We start from the raw sequence: 17,254 nt of genomic DNA, 5'->3' as shown, positions 1-17,254 counted from the left end.
CGGCTCACATCTCACAGATTTTCAAGGTAGTGATAGAGACTCTTTAGAATCGCAAAGTTCCGTTCGTTCCCCTGGTTCTGTTCCGCCAGGGCTTCCAGGCGCGGCACATAATCCGGCAGGCGGCGGCTGAAGTAGTCGCTGCAGTGCAGGCGCCAGCGCTTCTGCTCCGCTTCGCTCAAGGTGTGAGGCCAGTTGCGGGCGCGGTAACGGAACAGCATCTCGGGCAGACGGGGATCCGTGAAGGCAAACTCCCGCTCCCCCAACAGATCCGCCGGGGTGGCGCGCACCAGATCCATGGTGGACTTGTCGCCGTGGCCGAAGAAGCCGGCGTAGAGCTGGGTGTCGGGGTCGCCGTCGGTGCTGCCGGCAAACTCCTGGTTGAACACCTCCACCAGTTTTTCCCGCACCTCGGGGTGGGCCCGCAGCAGATCCAGGCTCTTGCGGCACTGAGCCCGATTGATGCCCAGCTCGTCCGCCCGCTCCGGCGTCAGGGTGGCGGCCGGGGCCAGTACCGGGCACTTGTTGATGTGCACCAGTTTGACCGGAATGCCGGCCAGATCCCCCAGCTCCTCTTTTTTGGTGTAGAGGCGCTCGCGGATCTCCTCGCAGGAGAGCTCGATAAGCGGAGTCGGGTCACGGGTCAGATCCACCATGATCACCGCGTTCTGGTTGGTGGGGTGCCAGGCGAGCGGCGACACCCAGCTCGCACACCCCTGCCAGGGGGAGAACATGCCGGAGACGTGCACCAGGGGTTTCATGGTCACCACGTCGATGAGGGCCTTCACCTTGTTCTTGTTGCGAAGATCAAAGAGGTACTCGAAGAGCTTGGGCTGGGCTTTTTTCACCAGCCTGGCCATCTCGATGGTGGCCAGCACATCCGAGAGCGCATCGTGGGCGTTGGCGTGGGCCACGCCGTTGGCCACCGTCAGCTTCTCCAGCCTGAAGCTCGGCTTGCCCTCGTCGTCAAACGCCCACTCTATCCCCTGCGGGCGCAGGGCGTAGCAGGCCCGCAGCATGTCGAGGATGTCCCAGCGGGAGTTGCCGTTCTGCCAGGCGTAGGCATAGGGGTCATAGAAGTTGCGATAGAGGGTGTAGCGGGTCACCTCGTCATCGAAGCGGATGCTGTTGTAGCCCAGCACGCAGGTGCCCGGGGTGGCGAACTCTGCGTGGATCTGGCGGATGAAGTCCGCCTCGCACAGCCCGTCCTTCATCGCCTTTTGCGGCGTGATGCCGGTGATGAGGCAGGCTTCCGGCTCCGGCAGGTAATCCGCCGGCGGCTTGCAGTAAATCACCAGCGGCTCGCCGATGACGTTGAAATCCCCGTCGGTGCGAATGCCCGCAAACTGCGCCGGTCTGTCTTTGGCCGGACTGATGCCGAAGGTCTCGTAGTCGTGGAAGTAGTAAGTGGGCTGGGTGGTCTGCTTCGCTGATGTGCTCATGTGTTCTTGTATGTTCACGCTTCTGATTGATTTTTCAGGGTTTAGTGCTGTTCTGGTGAGGTGCAAATTCCGAAGACACTTTCATCGTTCACCCAAACCTGACGTTGTTCAATGGCCTGCTGGTACATTATCTGGTACAAAACACCCCATGAGAGTGGTACAAAATTTTAATGGGGTAGCAATGGCGTTATCAGATAGCTGGCTTCGAGGGGTGAATGGTAAACCATATGCTGGCCCGAGCGAAGTGAGCGACGGTGATGGGTTGAGTGTCCGGGTCTCACCGAAGGGGGTGGTTGCGTTCCAGGTTCGGCATGTGGTCGACGGGAAGCGGGTTCGGACCTCTCTTGGCCGGTACCCGGCTCTGACCTTGCGAGAGGCTCGGATAAAGGCCGATGAGCTCAAAAGCGGTGTTGCGCCGATCAGTGCCTCGGGCGATGAGCCTACGCCTGCAGCCTTGTTTGATGAGTGGTTCGAGAAGTACGTGATGCGGGAGTGCCGAGAAGGCACCCAGAAATACTATCGCTATACCTTCTCGTCAGTGAAGAACCGCTTGCCTGACCGGCCAATCAACCAGATCACCATGGACATGTGGTTGAGCTATTTCGATGCCATCAGTGAGCGGGCTCCGGGGGTAACCCGGGCGGTGATCACGGCGTTGAAGGCGTGCTTCAACTGGCATGTTCGCCGCGGCACGATCAACATGCCCAACATGATGAGTCTGCGGGCTCGAGATGTCGGAGCTCCCGCCAAGACCGGACACCGAGTGTTGACGGTTCCCGAAGTCGCCAAGATCTGGCGTGCCATCGAGGCCAGCCGGGCAGGCACCGGCAACAAGGTGATTCATCTGCTCTGCTTGGTCTATGGGTGCAGGCTTTCCGAGGCCAGAACGCTCAAGCGTCAGGACCTGGATTTCGAGTCTATGGTCTGGACCGTGCCGGCGGAGATCAGCAAGACCGGCAGGCCTATCCGCCGCCCCATTACATCGGTGGGCAAGCAACTGTTCGAACGAGCCGCGATGGCGTCGGTGGACCCGGTCTATCTGTTCCCAGGTCAGGGGGAGGGGAATGGGCCGTTGGAGATCCACTCGTGCAATCGGCTGGTGAGCCGCTTACGCAGCAGCCTGGGGATCCCCCATTGGCGGATTCATGATGCTCGTCGAACGCTGTCGACCCGGTTATCGGAAATGGGGGTGTCGCCCCATATCACCGAAGTGATGCTGGGGCACACCCTGCTTGGCGTGATGGCTGTTTACAACAAACATGACTGGCTTGAGGATCAAGCGGCTGCCTATGAGCGCTGGTGGACAGTGATCCAGCGGGAGCTAGGCGTTGCCACTGATCCGGTTGTGGCTGTCAATCCAGGCCATGACGTGTGACTTGATCCAGCGCAGCGGCTGGTGGTCGATCGGCTTGGGAAACGTGGCGTCTTTATTGCGTAGGTGATAGAGCGCGGTCCGTCCCTTGCCAAGCATTACCAGCAGCTCTTTCTGTTCAATTTTCTCAATTGGCTCAATCATAATGCCTCCGTCAGAACGGCAGATCGTCGTCAAAATCAATCGGCGGCTCGTTGTAAGCGGGCGGCGCCGGTTGCTGTGCTGGGCGGCCATATCCGCCCTGTGGTTGTGATGCCGGTGGTTGTTGCGGCTGGCCCTGCTGCGGCCTGCTGCCAAGCATCTGCAGTACTCCTGTGAAACTATCGACCAACACCTCAGTTGTGTAGCGGTCGCTGCCGTCCTGCGCCTGCCATTTTCTGGTCTGCAGCTTGCCTTCGACGTAGACCTGCGTCCCTTTCTTGAGGTGCTTTCCTGCAACCTCAGCCAACGCGCCCAAGAAAACAACCCGGTGCCACTCGGTGCGCTCTTTCTGCTCACCGGACTGCTTATCGCGCCATGATTCTGAGGTGGCCAGGGTGATGCTGGTGACAGCGTTCCCGCCTGGCATGTAGCGCACTTCCGGATCCTGACCAAGGTTGCCGATCAGGATGACCTTGTTGATGCCTCGTTTCATTCTGAACCACCCACCATAAGCGCTTGATAGATAGCACTGACGTAGCGGGCCTGATGCTTGGCATCATCCAGTGCGCGATGGGCCACCCCCTCGAATGGCATATCTTTTTTAGGGTCGAAGCCGAGCATGTGGCGTCCGAGTTCCACAATGGTTCGAACGTCACGGTCATTCCAAAACGCCCATCCTAGCGGCATCCGAGTTTCCTGATAGGCGTTACGCAGGATCACGTTGTCAAATCCGGCTCCGTTTCCCCAAACCTGTAAATCAGGCTTACCACCTTTATTTCCGTTCTGCATCCATTCGCACAGCCTCGCAAGTGCATCACTCAGCGAGCAGTGTTTCACTGATGGCTTGAGTGCCGCGCGCGCTTCATCGCCCCGCTCCAGCCACCACAGCACGGTGTCAGGGTCCATCTCCCCGAATCGGGCACTGTCACTCAGGTGGATATGAGCCTCGAACTCGGCGCCAAGTTCACCGGTCATCGGGTCAAAGAACACAGCCCCGATGGTGACGATGGCCGCGCGGGGGCCTTTGCCCATTGTTTCCAGATCTAGCATTACGTTATGCATAAGTTCCCTCACAATTCTGTTCTGTTGTTGCGACCTTCCAGCGGTAGCCGCGGTGGTGCTTCTGCTCGCCGCGCAGGCAGCGTGAGATCATCTCCCGGTCAAACCCCATCTGGCGGTGTGCCTCGTGGATGCTGCCGAACTGGACGGTCTTGCCGTTGCGATAGGTGCCGATCACCGGCTTGCATTCCCACTGTGACGGGGTGACCTTGTCCACATAGAGGCGGCGGCCTGATGCCATCGCCCCGAGCGCGTTGCAGATCTGGCATTTCTCAACCCGGGTATCGAATCTCGGTTCGCGGTGAATGGCTGCGATAATCCCGCTGGCCCGCGAGGTGCTGACGTTGAACTCGGCCGCCACGTCAGCGCTGACGGCCCCCTGTGCTCTGGTGTGAACCCACTCGGCCACGTCTTGAACGATGCTCATAAAGACCCACCTTCCTGTTTTTGCTCTTTGTGGAGCAAGTCATCGTGAGATGGTCCGATAATGGATTGAGGGTCTTCACCAGCAAACCTGATAACCTGTCTCCATACGCTATCCAAAGTCCTGCGATAAACGTTCTCCATGGGGCGGTGAGCAACCTGCTGGTGCCAGCTAGTAACTGCAAAATCAAGCAGACTCAGATCTTGTTGATGTGGAAGTTTTCCTGCCAGTGCCGCGTCGCACCGTGATGGGAATGACTGCGTTTGCGGAACTTCGCCGATTGCCTCCCTCAGCAGCTCCGCCATCACACCACACTGGCGGGTTGCATCTGCAAGCTGTTCGGCCAGTTCATGATCGCGCTTGTTTGCCAGCCCAAGCACCACATATCCAGGCTTTTGCTCGAAGTCGGTGATGTAACTGACCGTCCTTTCCACAAAATTTCCGTTGAACTTGCCATCCCAAGACTTGAGAATCAGGGTGTCGCCGACTTGGAAGTTGCGATCGGTGTTGTTGCGGATCTCGAATGTCTTCTCGCCGTTGACAACTGCAGCGAAGTATTCCGGCTTAATCTTGAGCTCGTGTTTCATCGCAATCCCCTTAAATCAGTGCCAGCGCCACGAAAGCGGCCAGTGTGTTGAGTGCCAGAATGGTGAGTCCGGCAGCTTGTTGTTTGGTCATAGCTTCCATCCGTCCTGGTCGAGAGTGGGTGCAATGGTCACCATGTCTAGCCACACCTTGGCGATTTGCTCATCGCACAGGGCAGGTGCGTTATCGTCAGCATGCTGGCCGACGGCGATCATGGTTGGTGTCGCCTGTTTCGGGACCAGCACCCAGCCTTCCGGCAGTTCAATCTCGAGTGTTTCGGCGTAGAACAGGCGCATGCGCATTGCCGGGGTGAGTTGGATTTTCATGCTGCCTCCATCAGTGCCTGGATGATTCGCTTTCCAGCCAGCGGCGGAACGGCGTTGCCAGCCATGTGAACAGTCAGCCGGTGGTTGCTTGGGCGCTTGATGTCGCGCGGGAAGCTCATTGCCAGCAGGTTTTCTTCTGCCGTGAGCATCCGCATACGGTCGCCATCCACGACAGCCCAGCGATCGCGGGTGGTGATGGTGCCGATCGGTCGCTCAATACTTCTCCCGGTGCGGGTGTTGCCGTAGTAGCTCATCACGAATCGATCACCGTGGGCCGCTCTGCCGTTGGCAACCCGCTCCAGCGTCGCTTCTGCTCGTCCTGGCTTGGCAATCGGTGACCAGCGCCCTGCGGTGAAGTCAATGAACTGTGCAGCAGGTACATGCTCCAGCTTTGGCAGGTTCAGGGTTAATGGGTTTGCCGAGCGGGTGCAGACTATGAACATCCGGATCCGCTCCTGCGGAACACCGAGATCCGCGCAGTTGACTACATGTGGCTCCAAGGCATAGCCGAGAGCCTGCATGGCTGCCGCCCACGCCGGATAGAGCGGCCACTCAAGGAACTCCGGCACGTTCTCTACGATGGCGGCTTGCGGACGGTGAAACTCAATGGCAGATACCACGGCCCACGCCGTTGAACGACTGGCATCATGCTGCGGGTTTCCGCTGGCCCTTCCCCGCGCTTTGCTGTGACCCTGGCAGCATGGGGAGGCTAGCAGCAGATCATGACTCGGCACTTGCGTCCAGTCGGCCTGGTGCAGGTCTTGGCAGACGTGCTGAGTGCCAGGGTGGTTCTCGCTGTGCCAGTGGACCGCTTCCTGCCAGTGGTTTGCTGCCCAAAGCACTTCGCAGCCAGCCATCACGGCGCCGGTAGACCAGCCACCAAGGCCAGAGAACAGATCGATTGCCTTCATGCTGCCTCCCCGTTGTCGATATTCAGCGGCAACTGTTCTTCATCCGGATGCAGCAGGCGGCTGGCCATATCGGTGGCGCAGTCCATGGTAGTGGCGTCATCGCTTCCGCTGTCGATGATGTCGCGCACATAGCCAGCCAGCAGGCGGGTGTTTGCCGGAGTCAGGTAAGCGACTTCGTCAATCCGGTACATCACCGCCTTGACGGCTGGGAAGTTGTGCCAGTCGTGCAGCGGTTCGATATCGGCCAGCGGGTTAACCGGTGCGCTGGTGGCCTCTGCTGCCGGCGCTTCATTGCCCCAGCAGTCCCAACCGGCAGCGGATTCGCGGGCGAACAGCTCGATGCGCGGCACGTCACCGCACATTTTCTGGATGGCAACGCGAAACTCGTTCGGCTTCTGGCTGTGCTTGCCAACCTCTGCCTCGATGACGGCCCGCACGGCGCGGTCCTTGATGAGCTCTCTCACCTTGCCACGCACCCCAATCAGGGCAGATTCAGACCCAGCCCGGGTGGTGAACCCCATGCCGAAGTGTGGGAGCCAGCGCTTGGTCATCTTGCGCCAGACAAAGCCGTTCATGTTGACCAGGCGGAAGCCCCACGCCTTGCACAGGTCGATGGCTTCTTGCGGCATGCTGCCAACCCACCACATCACCAGCAGGCAGTGATCGTCAGCGAGTTTGGCAACCGGCAGCGCGGCCATGTCGGCCAGACTGGTGACGGTGTATTGCGCCTCGGCTGAGCTGGTCATGCTGCCGCCGGTGTTCTTGTTGTTGAACTGCCAAGCGGGATCGGCGTAGATGACGCGGTATTTGCGATCGGTGTTGAAGATATCGATGTTCACGCCGCCACCTCAACAGGACTCACCGCACACGGCATGATGATGGCTTTGGCGCCAGCGTATTGGCGGCTCTGCAGATCGACTTCGATAGCCGTTTTCGCACCGCGCAGGTTAACGGCGCATTGCGGGTATTGGCTGCCGAGCTCTTTACATGCTTTGGCTACGCGAGCGCAGAAGTCGAAGTTGATCCCGATGCGGTCGGTAGGGACGGCCTCGCCAGTTGGTACAGCGCGTTCCCAGTCTGGGTACTTGCCATCAATTTTGTGGAAGAAAGCGCATTGCTGGTGGCCCTGGCTATCAAGAACAGCGGCCGCAGTTGGTGTGACACCTTCGAACTCGCCGGTAATGAGGTTTTTCACCTTCATGCTGAAAGGCTTTGCCTCAACGCAGCGAACCACGCCGATCTTGCTCTCATCGTCATAAAGCAGCTCGAGGCTGTGAGCCTTCGCCGGGATCTTGCCTTTGATGGCAATGATCATCTGCTCATCAGGGCGCAGGTCTGACTCGTATGGAGAGACGAACATCACATGACCATCGGTGGCGACGATGTGCGATTTGGTGATCATGATGCCGTTCAGGTAGTAGCGAACATCCTGTTTGGCCTGAAACAGCATGGCGGCCTTTACCAGTGCGGCCGGTACGGTGGCGATGTGTTTCATGCTGCATCCCCTGTGTTTTCCGGATACCAGACAAAGCCATCTTCGGCTTGGCGGATTACCTTGCCGCACTCCATGGCGAGGTTGAATTCGGCGGTTGCTCTTTGGGAGTCAATCCAGGCAGGAAGCATGATCACCTCATCGGCCATCATCACCATGGGGCAGCAGAGCTGCATGTATTGCTGCTGGGTGAGGCCGTCCGGCAGGGTTGCCGGGTTGAGTACGACGTGGCCTTTTTGCTGCTGGTGGAGCGCTTCGGTGTTGAAGGCAGGGCGGTTGTATTCCGGCAGGCCAGACATTGGCCCTGCGATGTAGATGATTTTGCGTTGCTGGTTCGACATGGTTCATCCCGTTTACTGGTGTATCTGGGATAAAGATATGCGCTATGCGCAAATGCGTCAAGCGCATATTTAAGGGTGTTAAAAAGCCCACCGTGCTGGTGGGCTTATCTTGGGGGGTTAGCGACTACGCCTTGCCGTACTTCTCTGCGAACTTCTCATCAGACATGCAGAGGTACATGATGAACTCAATGAAGGCGATCACCGCTGGGATAAACGTCCAGCAGAAAATCAGGTAGAGGAAACCTTGCAGGGCTTTGCCAAGGTAGAACTTGTGAATACCAAGGCCACCGAGGAAGAAGGCCAGCAGAGCAGCAGTGATCCTGCTCTTGCTTGATCCATATACCGCCCCGCAGTGAGGGCATGACACTGCTGTTTTGTGAATTTCTTTACCGCACCCGCGACAAAAAACCATATCTGACATATTAACTCCCTATTATTTTTAATATTGAAGTACAAACTACTCTGCATCTATCGATTATATGTCTTTCCGCCAGTCGAAATGCCGTAGAGCCACGAACTGTAAGGAAAGCGCCCCAAAATCGTTGCATTTTCGCCAACGGCAGCCAGCGTCATCCCCCTGCACAGGAGGCTAACCCCACCTTGCATTCTTTCACACATAGCATCCGGGCTATCTATGAACTCAGTTTTATTCAAGCGCATCATAATAGCGGTCTGACCTTTTGGAATTGCTCCAATTGGCGGTATGACAAATATGGTTAGTTGCGTATAGCAGACCACGGCTATCACTGCGAGAATAGCAATACCTGCGATCATCATTTTTTTCATCTCTGGATTCCATTTTTCCATATTTATAAAAAAATAATGGCACTACAGCTTTACCATTACTACCAACTCAATTGTTTTTTACTGGCCTTCAGGTTCTCGTTGTACATCATCAGAATGTTGTCGTAGTTGCACATATCGATAGGGCTGTTGCAGTAATCTTTGATAACCCGATCCATTATTTTGCGATCGGTAGCCTGTGTTGCCTCCTTGAATGAGCTGAGATTCTGATCTTCCATCATGCGCAGCATCGACGGCTGGCACATATCGAGCTGGCTCTCGCAGTAGTCTTGCTGTACGCGATCCTTGATGTACTGAATCACTTCCTGCTTCTGGGCCTCTGAACCATCAAAATCCATCGGGTGGATAAAGCCAGCCATTGCAGATATCGGGAATAACATCATCCCGAGAATTACCGATTTGTTTTTATATCCCATTGCTCTTTTCCTTTTTTATTTTAAGGCATTAATGCCAAGACTTAGCCCAATACTAAGCGCTTGCGATACCAGAGAACGCGTAATCTCTCGGCCATCCTGTTTTACCGCATCCTTGAGCCGTTCGCCGAGAGGTGTGGTTAGGCTACCAGGTGTCGCCTTTAGGGTTTCAAGACCCTTGGCGGTGAGGACCGCTTCAGCTAATCCTGATTTTTGGTGAACCGTTGCTCTGATGTAGCCGCTATCTACCAGCCATACCAATGACGCCATTACCAACTCGGCCTGCTGGGTTAATTCACTGCCTGTAAATCCATCAACTTCAAAAACCAGCCCTTCACCTGTATATTTTACCAGTGGTAAGGCGATAGGGATCGGGAATGCCTCGTAGAGCAAGGCAAAGGTTTGCCCGGCGATTGCATCAAATTGTTCAATGTTGGAGGCCGTCATGTCTAATCCTGAAAAGAACGTGAAAACAGAAGCTGAAAGAAACGCCGAGATGACCGATCTGGTGGATGAGTTCATTAAAGTCATTAAGGCGACAGCGGCGGGAACTGAAACGGTGCCACGGCAGAGAACTTATTGGCACACCAGACTGCCGCAGATACCACCTGAATTGCTGGCTCCGGCCCTTTCTGAGGCGCTTACATGGGGGATTAGGGGCGCGGTGAGCGCCGAGGTTGATAATGTGCTGCGTCAGGTGAAAAAGGTAATTGGTTAAACCATCCATGGTCTACCCCTAGCGGCGTCGTCTGCGGCGGCGGTGTTCCACCATGGTGCCGATGATTTGAATGGGCTGGCGATCTGATCGCATGGTGGCGTAGTCGTCATTGAGTGGGGCCAGCTCGAAGATCTCTTTGCCGTCTTCGCTGTAGCCGCGTGGGCGGTACTTCTTGAAGGTGGCCTCTTCTTCGCCGTTCTTGGCAACCACGAAGTCACCAGGGTGAAGCGGTTCGTCCGGGTCGATCAGTACCAGATCCCCCTCGGTGAATTCCGGCTCCATGGAGTTACCCCGGATCACGATGGCAAAGGCGCGCTCGCCCAGCTCGAGATCGGTGGTGATGTAGGCCATATTGCCATCGCACTCGCGGATCTCGTTCGGCGCGGTCCATACCCCCGCCTGCACATAGCTGATCACCGGGATCCGGTGGATATCTGGCTGGGCCATTTCCATGTTTTGGTGGGGAGAAGCGGGCGAGTCATCAGAAAAAAGCTCTGAAACAGGCACGCTCAGTGCGTCCGCGATCTTGGATAGCAACTGTGGGCTGAAGCCCTGCAGGTCACGTTCCAATCGAGAAATATTGCCAACATCACTGTCCACCTGAGTGGCCAGCTCGTTGATCGTCATTTTGCGCGCTTTTCGCAGCGCCCTGATCTTTGCTCCAACTTTCATTTGTCCATGATGGCAATTTATATGCGGTGTGCGCAAAGCGTGACACGCATATGTTTCTGTGCTTGAATATGCGTGTAGCGCATATAAGGGGGCGTTCATGCTTACACCTCTTCGAAAGCTGCGAGAGCAGCAGAAGGTAACGATCAATCAGCTGAGTCAGGCGGTAGGGATTGACGTTGGAAACCTGAGCCGCATTGAGCGTGGCCTTCAAAAGGCATCGTTAGAGCGAGCCCAACGGATTGCTGATTTTTTCTCTCAAGAAATCAGCGTTATGGAAATCATCTACCCAGAGCACCGCCAGTGATTACCGCCAGGCCTGCTCTACGGAAACCATCATGACAGAAGCCAAAAAAACAACTACGAGAGTCAAGCGGGATCACTCCCACGCATCTGACCCTATTGACGCCGCTTATCAGTTGAGCCGCCGGTACAACATCACCGAGCTGGCCAAGCTGATGGGCAACAAGCGCCCGACCACCCTGAACAACAAGTTCAACCCGCAGTGCGAAGACCATCACCTGACCCTGTCTGAGGCGATGGCTGTGACCGAGCTGACCGGTGACAACGCCATTCTGCAAGCCTGGGCGCTGTCCCGCGGCCATACGTTGGTGGCCCTGCCGGATAGCACGGTGACCGAAGAGGAGCTGGCCGACCAGGTGATGCTGGTGGGTGAGGTGGTTGCGGCGGTGTTTGGTGAGTTGCGTGAGGCAAGGCAAGACGGGGTGATTGACCCCATTGAGCGGAAGGCTATCACGGCGGCAGTGCACCGGGCCATCAAGGAGCTGCTGAGCCTGGAAGAGTCGGTAGCCAGTCAGGTGCGCCCGTTCCCGGGGCCACATGCACAAGGAGAGAAGTGATGAAGGAAGCACAAAAAGAGTGGGCCGGCGCTGCGCTAACAGCCCGACCCGAGGTTGGTTTTCGCGGAGAAAACAACGTGGATAAGCGTACCGAAGCTGGCGCCAAAGCGCAAGGCAAGCGGCGCAACGTGATCCCGGCTGTGATCCCGCGTCTGGTGGAGAGTCAGGGCCAGTCCTATCTGGTCTATGGCGGTCTGCTGCGCGGCATCAAGATCCCGGCAACCAAAGAGCAGGCCAAGCGTCACCTGAACTGCCTGATGCAGCACCTGCAGGAGGTGGCCCATGGGTAACGTAGTTCGCCTGGCACCGGCCAGCGCACCCACCACACAGCGAGGCTGCAACGTGAACGAGAACCGCCGCAGCGGGTTTGTGCTGCTGTACAAGAGCATCAAGGATGCCACGTTTTACCGTGACACTGCTCGCAAGTCCCTGTGGCTGCACCTGCTGCTCGAGGTCACCCACGAGCGCACCGAGGATACCTTCAACGGCAACCGCGTCACCCTGAGCCGTGGCCAGCTGGTTGGCTCTGCTCGTTCGCTGGGTGAAGCCTGTGGCATCTCCGAAGATAGCGCCCGCCGCTCTCTGGATGCCTTCGAGCGTGACGGGATGATCACTCGCACCAGCAAGCAGGGAACCAAGGGTTACACGTTGATAACTGTTCTCAATTACGACCAGTATCAGCGCGGAGTTTCAGAACACGATGGCGCGGAGTTAGGCGCGGAGTTCAAAGCCGCATCGGATATTGGGTTGCAGGTGGTATCGCAATCTGATTGCGCGGAGTTAGGCGCGGAGTTTCACGCCGAATCTCTAAACAATATAAACAATCAAACAAGTAAAGATCTTAAACCCTCTTCGTCCCAACTCGCTGACGCGAGTCGAGACCAGCAGAGTGAGCATGGCGCAAGCGATGAGCTGGCCACTGCTGAGCAAGGCCAGACCGAGCAGGGCTCTGCAAAGCAAAAGACCCGCATCATCGAGGGGGCTGCAGTCCAGACCCCGAACGGCAAAGCTTGGGGCACCTCCGAAGACCTGCAAACCGCGCAGTGGATGTTCAAGCGGGTGCAGCAACTCAACCCGACAGCGCAAGAGCCGAACTGGGCGCAGTGGGCCAACGTGGTTCGCCTTATGCGCGAGCTGGACAAGCGCACTCACCGGGAGTTCTGCGAGCTGTACGACTGGGTGAGCCGGGATCCGTTCTGGTGTGCCAACGTGCTCTCCCCGCAGAAGCTGCGCGAGAAGTGGGATCAGCTGGTTGCCAAGCGCAGCGTCCCATCTGCCAAGCCGCAGCACCTCTCCAACCTGATGCAGGCCCAGAAGCAGGCGCAAGCCCTGCGCGAACAGGGGGTGTCATATGACCGCAATACTCCCCTGTAACACAGCTGGCCTGCCAACTACCCAAGACCCGCTGCAGGTTAGCACCGGCATGACCCTGTTCCTGGCTGACGAGCTGCTGCCGCTGATGGCTGGTCTGTGGCCTGCCAGCGCCAACCAGCTGGACGGAAATGTTCGCGGGGTTGCCGCGGCGTGGGGCCTGCAACTGCGCGGCCTGACTGCCGAGCAGATCTCGGAAGCGGTGATGGTGCTGGCCAACGATACCGCCCGCCAGTTCGCTCCGCGTCCTGCTGAGGTCAAGGCCGCAGCGATGGCGATGCTGGCCCCCGTCCAGTCAGCTGCGCCGATCGGACAAACCATTTCGGTAAGAGCCTGCGAGATGATCGCCGAGGCGCGGGTATTCATGCGCAGCGGTGCTGTGCGGTGGGATGAGCTGCAAGGCGAGATTTCCGCCGTTATGGGCGAGATGCGCCAGCGTGGCGTGGTGATCAGCGGGAGGGTGATGTGATGGTGGCCAATAAACACGAGCTGATCGCCAACGCGGCCCTGGCTCAGCTGCACAAGATGTGGCCCTGCACCTTCGATATCGAGATCCCGGAGGCGCCCGCCGGCTGGAGCTGGACCATGGCGAACAACGCCGGTGAGTTCGAGCTGGTGCTGGCCTGTGTCGGTGAAGGTGACGATTTCGAGCTGTCATCGGTCGAGGTGATCACCAAGGACGCAGTGGCGCTGCAGGCCTCGCTGCTCAGAGCAAACATCAGTTGTCTGGGGGTGCAGTGATGGCAGTGACATTCAGTGAAGCCTGCGAGCGGGATATCAAGGCCGCCAAGCATGTGCGGGTTGCGGTGTACCCAGAAGTTAAAGACTGGTTGCCGGTGCAGGTGCGCCTTGAGGTGTCGGATTGTCCGCGCCAGCTGGGGTTTACCTCAGCACAACACCGTGCCGGGCACTACCTGGTGCAGGATGCCGATCTCGGCGAAGTCATGGCGGCGGTAAACGCCCTGCGCGGCCAGCAACAGCGGCCCGCCACGTTGGAGATGATCAAATGCGCGATTTCATGAAGAGCACCCTGATGGTGGTGGTGATGGTGGGTCTGGCTGTGTATCTGGCCGCGAATGTGTCGATGGGGGTGAGGTGATGGAACTGATGATGCGGGGGGCAACCCCTTTGACGATGACCAGCGTGGAGATCGCCGAGCTGACCGGAAAGCGCCACGACAACGTGATGGCCGATATCCGCAAGATGCTGGTGGAAATTCAATCTCCTGAGAAGTCAGGCGATTACCAGGATGGCCGTGGTCGCACCCAGCCGTGCCTGTTGCTGGACAAGGACGAGACCCTTTGTCTGGTGGCCGGTTACAGCGCCCAGTTGCGGATCCGGATTATTCGCCGCTGGCAGGAGCTGGAGCAGCAAGCCCACCAGCCCGCGATGATGATCCCCCAGACCCTGCCGGAGGCACTGCGCCTTGCTGCCGAGCTGGCCGAGCAGAAGATGGCGCTGGAACAGAAGGTGGCGATGGATGCTCCGGCGGTGGAGTTCGCCAAGCAGATCGCCAGTGTGGAGAAGGGGATCACCTTGTCGGCGTTCGCCAAGACGGTGGGCCTTGGCCCCAATACCCTGTTCACCCTGCTGAGGGAACGCAAGATCTTGATGAGTTGCCGCGGGGAGCGCTGGAACCTGCCGATGCAGGAGTATGTGGACCGCGGGCTGTTCGCGACCCGGGAGAGCTCGTTTGACAGCAACGGCGAGCGGCGGATCAGTTTCACCCCCCTGATCACCGGCAAGGGCCAGCAGTGGCTGGTGGAGCGACTGATCCGTGACGGTATCCTGCGCGGGGTGGCGGCGTGACTCACAACCTCGCCAAACTACCCGAGCACGACCGCCAGCGTATCGAGCTGGAGAAGCAGGCTCACCTGCTGTTCTGGCGCCGTCGCCGCAACGATATCAGCCGGCAGGATGTGATCAACGCCATCGAGGCGGTGGATGAAGAGCACCGTGAATGGTTTCGCCAACAGTTGAACGCGATCAGGGGGCAAGCGTGAGCGCAGGTAACGCCGTGTTTGTTGAAGCGCTGGGGCTGGCCCTGGTGCCGCTGGGCGACAGCCTGCCAGCGGTGAGGCGCCAACTGGCTGGCAAGCCGGTACGCCTGGTGCGCGATCAGGGGGCTGACCTGCTGGCCCAGTTCCCTGAGCTGGTGTCGGCCCTGGCCTGCGCCGCAGTGGTCAATGCCGCCGGTGGGGAGCTGCTGACCGCCAATGCCACGGCTTGCGTGATAGCCGATGGCTGCATCGGGGAAACCGTCACCGCAGAAGTGGAGGGGGTGCATCTGCCTTTGTGCTGGCATCACGACAACGAGCACCGCAATGGGCAGTTACCGATCCGCCTCGCTGATGTGGCCTGGTGGCTGGCGCAGCTTGTGCTGCAGCGGGTTGCTGGCTGGTGTGGGGTGGCCGCTGCTGACCTGACTGCCCGGGATCTGTGCTGGTGGGCGACCGTCTACAAGGTGCTGCCTTCATTACCGGATCCGCTGCTGCGCTCTGCCTGTCGCCTGGCACCCATCGAACCGGATCGGAAGTGGTCGCCCCGCGGTAACCGGGAGACCGATGCCCGCTATCGTGAACATCGCCTTGAGGTGGCAGAGCGCGATCCGCTGGCCGATCTGCGGGCTCGCATCAATGCCAAACCAGCTATTCGTCAGATCGACCCAGAACCCGCGACCCTCCACCTGGGCAGGCCCAAGCGCCAGCGCTGGGAGTGTGCAGCCTACCTGGCCTTTGTCCGGCAGTTGCCCTGTGTGGTGACTGGCCAGCGCGAGGGCATCGAGGCGCACCATGTCGTGGGTCATGGGATGAGTGTGATGGGTAGTAAGGCGCACGATCTGATGGTGTTCCCGCTCGCCCACCAGCCACACATGGAGTTGCACCGGATCGGGTGGAAGGCCTGGGAAGCCCAGCACGGTTCGCAGTTGGAGCACGTTATCAACACACTGGAGCTTGCTTGCTCCCTGGGAGTGTTCAATGCCAAAAGCTGATTCATGGACGGTGACCCTGCCATGGCCCCCTTCAACCAACCGGATCTGGCGCAATGTGGCCGTGAGCGGTAAGCCCAGAACCCTGCTGAGCCAGGAGGGGAGGGTTTATCGCAAGGCTGCGGCCGATGCCTGTCTGGCTGCCAAGTTAGCCGGCAAGCAGATTCCCGATCGGCTGGCCCTGCGGCTGGTGGTGCAGGCCCCTGACCGGCGAGCCCGGGATCTGGATAACACGGTGAAGGCGGTGCAAGACGCCCTTACCCACGCCGGGGTGTGGCTGGACGATAGCCAGATCGACCGGTTGCTGGTGGAGCGTGGGCCGGTAGTGAAAGGGGGAATGGTGTCGGTAACTGTGGAGGTGATGAGTGCGCTTTGAATATGCAATTACCGTAGGGGATCCGCGTTCTGTGATGCTGCAGGCCTATCAGGCCCAGTCAACGGGGCGTTCTCATCTGACAAAGAGTGATGTGATGACGGCATTGGGAGTGGTTCAGAAGCACAATGGTGCCGGCATGGCGCTGGTGATGGCGCGTTACTGCAAAGACCTAGGGGATGCCAAGAAGGCCCTGCTAGCTGTGCAAGCCGAGTGCACCAAGATTGCCCCCCGCTATGTGGGGGCCAACAAGGAACGTGGCCATGGCATGGCCTTGCGCCGGGTGGCCGAGCTGGCCCTGGAACACTACTGCCGCACTGCTGACACTCCTGGGGCTTCCTGTCACCCGCAGTTCTGCCGGGGGCGGGGAGTGATCCGCGACCTGGAACTGAGCCGCCTGCACGGCAAGGCGATTGATAAGGTGTGCCCACGCTGTGGTGGTACCGGGCTACGCCCCATCCCGGGTACTCAGATCAGACGCGCCATTGAACCGTTGGCTGGTGGACTGACCCGTGGGCAATGGGAGCTGGGCTGGTATCCGCTCTATCTGGCCGTGCTGGATTGGTGCCACCAGCAGGAGTCAGCGGCGCAGACGCGCTATTGGTATACGACGCGGTAAGTCACTTGCCCCTAGAACCCCGCTTCGGCGGGGTTGTTGCTTGTGCAGGTGAGGGTGGCTTGACGGCCACCTGCAATTTTGTGTAGGCTGATTGCCAACGATGGAAGACTGCACCCGAAAGGTTGCGGTTTTTTTTGTTTCTTGCTCTCAAACCTCGGCTTAGCCGCAATGCTGTTCACTTAAGAGAATTTGAGTTCCAGTCCACGTAGTATCAGGACAAAAAATCGAGGGAGGCATGATGCCTCCCTCTTTCTATTGCAAGCCCCGCTGGATAAAGGCTGGAGGAAGATCGACTGGACACAGCCTTGCCCCCTCAACTCAAATCCAATTTATGAATAATCAGTCAAA

Annotated in this window: 30 protein-coding genes; 14 read left to right on the top strand and 16 right to left on the bottom strand. The window is 58.4% G+C overall.

Annotated features, from left to right (window positions below; all coding sequences use genetic code 11):
• Positions 1-11: 11 nt before the first annotated feature.
• A complete protein-coding gene (gene sbcB / locus J9892_RS06080; protein WP_210538090.1) occupies positions 12-1,439 on the bottom strand; it encodes an exodeoxyribonuclease I in 1,428 nt (475 codons plus the stop codon).
• Between sbcB and J9892_RS06075 the strand changes: the two genes are divergently transcribed.
• Positions 1,438-2,814, top strand: a complete 1,377-nt coding sequence (locus J9892_RS06075) for a site-specific integrase (RefSeq protein WP_349237044.1) — start codon at positions 1,438-1,440, stop codon at positions 2,812-2,814. The two genes, sbcB and J9892_RS06075, sit on opposite strands and share 2 nt — an antisense overlap.
• Here the strand turns inward: J9892_RS06075 and J9892_RS06070 are convergent.
• From J9892_RS06070 to J9892_RS06005, 14 genes are all read right to left on the bottom strand, one after another.
• Positions 2,761-2,955 carry a hypothetical protein gene (locus J9892_RS06070; RefSeq protein ID WP_210538088.1) on the bottom strand — a complete coding sequence of 65 codons (195 nt, stop codon included), beginning with the start codon at positions 2,953-2,955 and terminating at the stop codon, positions 2,761-2,763. The two genes, J9892_RS06075 and J9892_RS06070, sit on opposite strands and share 54 nt — an antisense overlap.
• 10 nt (positions 2,956-2,965) lie before the next feature.
• The gene (gene ssb / locus J9892_RS06065; RefSeq protein ID WP_210538087.1) at positions 2,966-3,445 is read right to left on the bottom strand and encodes a single-stranded DNA-binding protein; all 480 of its coding nucleotides are present in this window, start codon (positions 3,443-3,445) and stop codon (positions 2,966-2,968) included.
• Positions 3,442-4,014, bottom strand: a complete 573-nt coding sequence (locus J9892_RS06060) for a 3'-5' exonuclease (RefSeq protein WP_210538086.1) — start codon at positions 4,012-4,014, stop codon at positions 3,442-3,444. Before J9892_RS06060 ends, ssb begins: the two co-directional genes overlap by 4 nt.
• The gene (locus J9892_RS06055; RefSeq protein ID WP_210538085.1) at positions 4,007-4,438 is read right to left on the bottom strand and encodes a hypothetical protein; all 432 of its coding nucleotides are present in this window, start codon (positions 4,436-4,438) and stop codon (positions 4,007-4,009) included. Before J9892_RS06055 ends, J9892_RS06060 begins: the two co-directional genes overlap by 8 nt.
• Positions 4,435-5,022 carry an ASCH/PUA domain-containing protein gene (locus tag J9892_RS06050; protein WP_210538084.1) on the bottom strand — a complete coding sequence of 196 codons (588 nt, stop codon included), beginning with the start codon at positions 5,020-5,022 and terminating at the stop codon, positions 4,435-4,437. The genes J9892_RS06055 and J9892_RS06050 overlap by 4 nt, the downstream gene beginning before the upstream one ends.
• An 87-nt stretch (positions 5,023-5,109) precedes the next feature.
• Positions 5,110-5,346: a hypothetical protein gene (locus tag J9892_RS06045; RefSeq protein WP_210538083.1), complete on the bottom strand. Its 237-nt coding sequence runs from the start codon at positions 5,344-5,346 to the stop codon at positions 5,110-5,112.
• Complete coding sequence (locus J9892_RS06040; protein ID WP_210538082.1) at positions 5,343-6,257, bottom strand: DNA cytosine methyltransferase; 915 nt, start codon at positions 6,255-6,257, stop codon at positions 5,343-5,345. Before J9892_RS06040 ends, J9892_RS06045 begins: the two co-directional genes overlap by 4 nt.
• On the bottom strand, positions 6,254-7,096 hold the full coding sequence (locus tag J9892_RS06035; RefSeq protein ID WP_210538081.1) for an MT-A70 family methyltransferase: 843 nt from the start codon (positions 7,094-7,096) through the stop codon (positions 6,254-6,256). Before J9892_RS06035 ends, J9892_RS06040 begins: the two co-directional genes overlap by 4 nt.
• Complete coding sequence (locus tag J9892_RS06030; protein WP_210538080.1) at positions 7,093-7,752, bottom strand: hypothetical protein; 660 nt, start codon at positions 7,750-7,752, stop codon at positions 7,093-7,095. Before J9892_RS06030 ends, J9892_RS06035 begins: the two co-directional genes overlap by 4 nt.
• Positions 7,749-8,090, bottom strand: a complete 342-nt coding sequence (locus J9892_RS06025) for a DUF4406 domain-containing protein (RefSeq protein ID WP_210538079.1) — start codon at positions 8,088-8,090, stop codon at positions 7,749-7,751. The genes J9892_RS06030 and J9892_RS06025 overlap by 4 nt, the downstream gene beginning before the upstream one ends.
• A 124-nt stretch (positions 8,091-8,214) precedes the next feature.
• The gene (locus J9892_RS06020; RefSeq protein ID WP_244088545.1) at positions 8,215-8,511 is read right to left on the bottom strand and encodes a TM2 domain-containing protein; all 297 of its coding nucleotides are present in this window, start codon (positions 8,509-8,511) and stop codon (positions 8,215-8,217) included.
• Positions 8,512-8,558: 47 nt separating this feature from the next.
• Positions 8,559-8,876 (bottom strand): hypothetical protein, encoded by a 318-nt coding sequence (locus J9892_RS06015; RefSeq protein ID WP_210538078.1) that lies wholly within the window; start codon positions 8,874-8,876, stop codon positions 8,559-8,561.
• A 59-nt stretch (positions 8,877-8,935) separates the two neighbouring features.
• Positions 8,936-9,310: a hypothetical protein gene (locus J9892_RS06010; protein ID WP_210538077.1), complete on the bottom strand. Its 375-nt coding sequence runs from the start codon at positions 9,308-9,310 to the stop codon at positions 8,936-8,938.
• Positions 9,311-9,325: 15 nt separating this feature from the next.
• Positions 9,326-9,754 (bottom strand): hypothetical protein, encoded by a 429-nt coding sequence (locus J9892_RS06005; RefSeq protein ID WP_210538076.1) that lies wholly within the window; start codon positions 9,752-9,754, stop codon positions 9,326-9,328.
• Between J9892_RS06005 and J9892_RS06000 the strand changes: the two genes are divergently transcribed.
• A complete protein-coding gene (locus J9892_RS06000) occupies positions 9,753-10,025 on the top strand; it encodes a hypothetical protein (protein WP_210538075.1) in 273 nt (90 codons plus the stop codon). The two genes, J9892_RS06005 and J9892_RS06000, sit on opposite strands and share 2 nt — an antisense overlap.
• 18 nt (positions 10,026-10,043) lie before the next feature.
• Here the strand turns inward: J9892_RS06000 and J9892_RS05995 are convergent, their stop codons facing one another.
• On the bottom strand, positions 10,044-10,472 hold the full coding sequence (locus tag J9892_RS05995; protein ID WP_246876623.1) for a S24 family peptidase: 429 nt from the start codon (positions 10,470-10,472) through the stop codon (positions 10,044-10,046).
• Between the two features lie 322 nt (positions 10,473-10,794).
• On the opposite strand from J9892_RS05995, the gene J9892_RS05990 reads away from it, so the two are divergent.
• From J9892_RS05990 to J9892_RS05935, 12 genes are all read left to right on the top strand, one after another.
• The gene (locus tag J9892_RS05990; protein WP_182951238.1) at positions 10,795-11,001 is read left to right on the top strand and encodes a helix-turn-helix transcriptional regulator; all 207 of its coding nucleotides are present in this window, start codon (positions 10,795-10,797) and stop codon (positions 10,999-11,001) included.
• A gap of 31 nt (positions 11,002-11,032) precedes the next feature.
• The gene (locus J9892_RS05985) at positions 11,033-11,554 is read left to right on the top strand and encodes a phage regulatory CII family protein (RefSeq protein ID WP_210538073.1); all 522 of its coding nucleotides are present in this window, start codon (positions 11,033-11,035) and stop codon (positions 11,552-11,554) included.
• Positions 11,554-11,844, top strand: a complete 291-nt coding sequence (locus J9892_RS05980; protein ID WP_246876622.1) for a hypothetical protein — start codon at positions 11,554-11,556, stop codon at positions 11,842-11,844. Before J9892_RS05985 ends, J9892_RS05980 begins: the two co-directional genes overlap by 1 nt.
• Positions 11,837-12,928 carry a hypothetical protein gene (locus J9892_RS05975; protein ID WP_210538072.1) on the top strand — a complete coding sequence of 364 codons (1,092 nt, stop codon included), beginning with the start codon at positions 11,837-11,839 and terminating at the stop codon, positions 12,926-12,928. The genes J9892_RS05980 and J9892_RS05975 overlap by 8 nt, the downstream gene beginning before the upstream one ends.
• A gap of 49 nt (positions 12,929-12,977) precedes the next feature.
• Positions 12,978-13,394: a hypothetical protein gene (locus tag J9892_RS05970; RefSeq protein ID WP_210538071.1), complete on the top strand. Its 417-nt coding sequence runs from the start codon at positions 12,978-12,980 to the stop codon at positions 13,392-13,394.
• The gene (locus tag J9892_RS05965) at positions 13,394-13,666 is read left to right on the top strand and encodes a hypothetical protein (protein WP_210538070.1); all 273 of its coding nucleotides are present in this window, start codon (positions 13,394-13,396) and stop codon (positions 13,664-13,666) included. Before J9892_RS05970 ends, J9892_RS05965 begins: the two co-directional genes overlap by 1 nt.
• Entirely contained in the window at positions 13,666-13,947 is a 282-nt protein-coding gene (locus J9892_RS05960) for a hypothetical protein (RefSeq protein ID WP_210538069.1), read from the top strand. The genes J9892_RS05965 and J9892_RS05960 overlap by 1 nt, the downstream gene beginning before the upstream one ends.
• A 76-nt stretch (positions 13,948-14,023) precedes the next feature.
• Positions 14,024-14,734, top strand: coding sequence for a phage regulatory protein/antirepressor Ant (locus tag J9892_RS05955; RefSeq protein ID WP_041205556.1), 711 nt, complete (start codon positions 14,024-14,026; stop codon positions 14,732-14,734).
• Positions 14,731-14,928 carry a DUF3283 family protein gene (locus J9892_RS05950; protein ID WP_210538068.1) on the top strand — a complete coding sequence of 66 codons (198 nt, stop codon included), beginning with the start codon at positions 14,731-14,733 and terminating at the stop codon, positions 14,926-14,928. The genes J9892_RS05955 and J9892_RS05950 overlap by 4 nt, the downstream gene beginning before the upstream one ends.
• On the top strand, positions 14,925-15,917 hold the full coding sequence (locus J9892_RS05945) for a DUF968 domain-containing protein (protein ID WP_223955436.1): 993 nt from the start codon (positions 14,925-14,927) through the stop codon (positions 15,915-15,917). Before J9892_RS05950 ends, J9892_RS05945 begins: the two co-directional genes overlap by 4 nt.
• Complete coding sequence (locus J9892_RS05940) at positions 15,904-16,290, top strand: RusA family crossover junction endodeoxyribonuclease (protein WP_041211155.1); 387 nt, start codon at positions 15,904-15,906, stop codon at positions 16,288-16,290. Before J9892_RS05945 ends, J9892_RS05940 begins: the two co-directional genes overlap by 14 nt.
• Positions 16,291-16,384: 94 nt before the next feature.
• Positions 16,385-16,906, top strand: coding sequence for an antitermination protein (locus J9892_RS05935; RefSeq protein WP_246876621.1), 522 nt, complete (start codon positions 16,385-16,387; stop codon positions 16,904-16,906).
• Positions 16,907-17,254 lie beyond the last annotated feature (348 nt).

It is taken from the genome of Aeromonas sp. Prich7-2 (assembly GCF_017939255.1).
GTDB classification, from domain to species: domain Bacteria; phylum Pseudomonadota; class Gammaproteobacteria; order Enterobacterales; family Aeromonadaceae; genus Aeromonas; species Aeromonas caviae.
The sequence above is the reverse complement of the archived record's forward strand: the minus strand, read 5'-3'. Positions and strand labels throughout refer to the sequence as shown.

Bases quoted from the DNA above. Each gene is read 5' to 3' on its own strand.
- J9892_RS06060 (WP_210538086.1), bottom strand. From the start codon at position 4,014: ATGCATAACGTAATGCTAGATCTGGAAACAATGGGCAAAGGCCCCCGC.
- J9892_RS05940 (WP_041211155.1), top strand. From the start codon at position 15,904: ATGCCAAAAGCTGATTCATGGACGGTGACCCTGCCATGGCCCCCTTCA.
- J9892_RS06000 (WP_210538075.1), top strand. From the start codon at position 9,753: ATGTCTAATCCTGAAAAGAACGTGAAAACAGAAGCTGAAAGAAACGCC.
- ssb (WP_210538087.1), bottom strand. From the start codon at position 3,445: ATGAAACGAGGCATCAACAAGGTCATCCTGATCGGCAACCTTGGTCAG.
- J9892_RS06030 (WP_210538080.1), bottom strand. From the start codon at position 7,752: ATGAAACACATCGCCACCGTACCGGCCGCACTGGTAAAGGCCGCCATG.
- J9892_RS05990 (WP_182951238.1), top strand. From the start codon at position 10,795: ATGCTTACACCTCTTCGAAAGCTGCGAGAGCAGCAGAAGGTAACGATC.
- J9892_RS05975 (WP_210538072.1), top strand. From the start codon at position 11,837: ATGGGTAACGTAGTTCGCCTGGCACCGGCCAGCGCACCCACCACACAG.
- J9892_RS05985 (WP_210538073.1), top strand. From the start codon at position 11,033: ATGACAGAAGCCAAAAAAACAACTACGAGAGTCAAGCGGGATCACTCC.
- J9892_RS06025 (WP_210538079.1), bottom strand. From the start codon at position 8,090: ATGTCGAACCAGCAACGCAAAATCATCTACATCGCAGGGCCAATGTCT.
- J9892_RS06050 (WP_210538084.1), bottom strand. From the start codon at position 5,022: ATGAAACACGAGCTCAAGATTAAGCCGGAATACTTCGCTGCAGTTGTC.
- J9892_RS06075 (WP_349237044.1), top strand. From the start codon at position 1,438: ATGTGTTCTTGTATGTTCACGCTTCTGATTGATTTTTCAGGGTTTAGT.
- J9892_RS06055 (WP_210538085.1), bottom strand. From the start codon at position 4,438: ATGAGCATCGTTCAAGACGTGGCCGAGTGGGTTCACACCAGAGCACAG.
- J9892_RS05980 (WP_246876622.1), top strand. From the start codon at position 11,554: ATGAAGGAAGCACAAAAAGAGTGGGCCGGCGCTGCGCTAACAGCCCGA.
- J9892_RS05960 (WP_210538069.1), top strand. From the start codon at position 13,666: ATGGCAGTGACATTCAGTGAAGCCTGCGAGCGGGATATCAAGGCCGCC.
- J9892_RS05955 (WP_041205556.1), top strand. From the start codon at position 14,024: ATGGAACTGATGATGCGGGGGGCAACCCCTTTGACGATGACCAGCGTG.
- J9892_RS06045 (WP_210538083.1), bottom strand. From the start codon at position 5,346: ATGAAAATCCAACTCACCCCGGCAATGCGCATGCGCCTGTTCTACGCC.
- sbcB (WP_210538090.1), bottom strand. From the start codon at position 1,439: ATGAGCACATCAGCGAAGCAGACCACCCAGCCCACTTACTACTTCCAC.
- J9892_RS06020 (WP_244088545.1), bottom strand. From the start codon at position 8,511: ATGTCAGATATGGTTTTTTGTCGCGGGTGCGGTAAAGAAATTCACAAA.
- J9892_RS05995 (WP_246876623.1), bottom strand. From the start codon at position 10,472: ATGGCCCAGCCAGATATCCACCGGATCCCGGTGATCAGCTATGTGCAG.
- J9892_RS06015 (WP_210538078.1), bottom strand. From the start codon at position 8,876: ATGAAAAAAATGATGATCGCAGGTATTGCTATTCTCGCAGTGATAGCC.
- J9892_RS06005 (WP_210538076.1), bottom strand. From the start codon at position 9,754: ATGACGGCCTCCAACATTGAACAATTTGATGCAATCGCCGGGCAAACC.
- J9892_RS06040 (WP_210538082.1), bottom strand. From the start codon at position 6,257: ATGAAGGCAATCGATCTGTTCTCTGGCCTTGGTGGCTGGTCTACCGGC.
- J9892_RS06010 (WP_210538077.1), bottom strand. From the start codon at position 9,310: ATGGGATATAAAAACAAATCGGTAATTCTCGGGATGATGTTATTCCCG.
- J9892_RS05965 (WP_210538070.1), top strand. From the start codon at position 13,394: ATGGTGGCCAATAAACACGAGCTGATCGCCAACGCGGCCCTGGCTCAG.
- J9892_RS05970 (WP_210538071.1), top strand. From the start codon at position 12,978: ATGACCCTGTTCCTGGCTGACGAGCTGCTGCCGCTGATGGCTGGTCTG.
- J9892_RS06070 (WP_210538088.1), bottom strand. From the start codon at position 2,955: ATGATTGAGCCAATTGAGAAAATTGAACAGAAAGAGCTGCTGGTAATG.
- J9892_RS05935 (WP_246876621.1), top strand. From the start codon at position 16,385: ATGACGGCATTGGGAGTGGTTCAGAAGCACAATGGTGCCGGCATGGCG.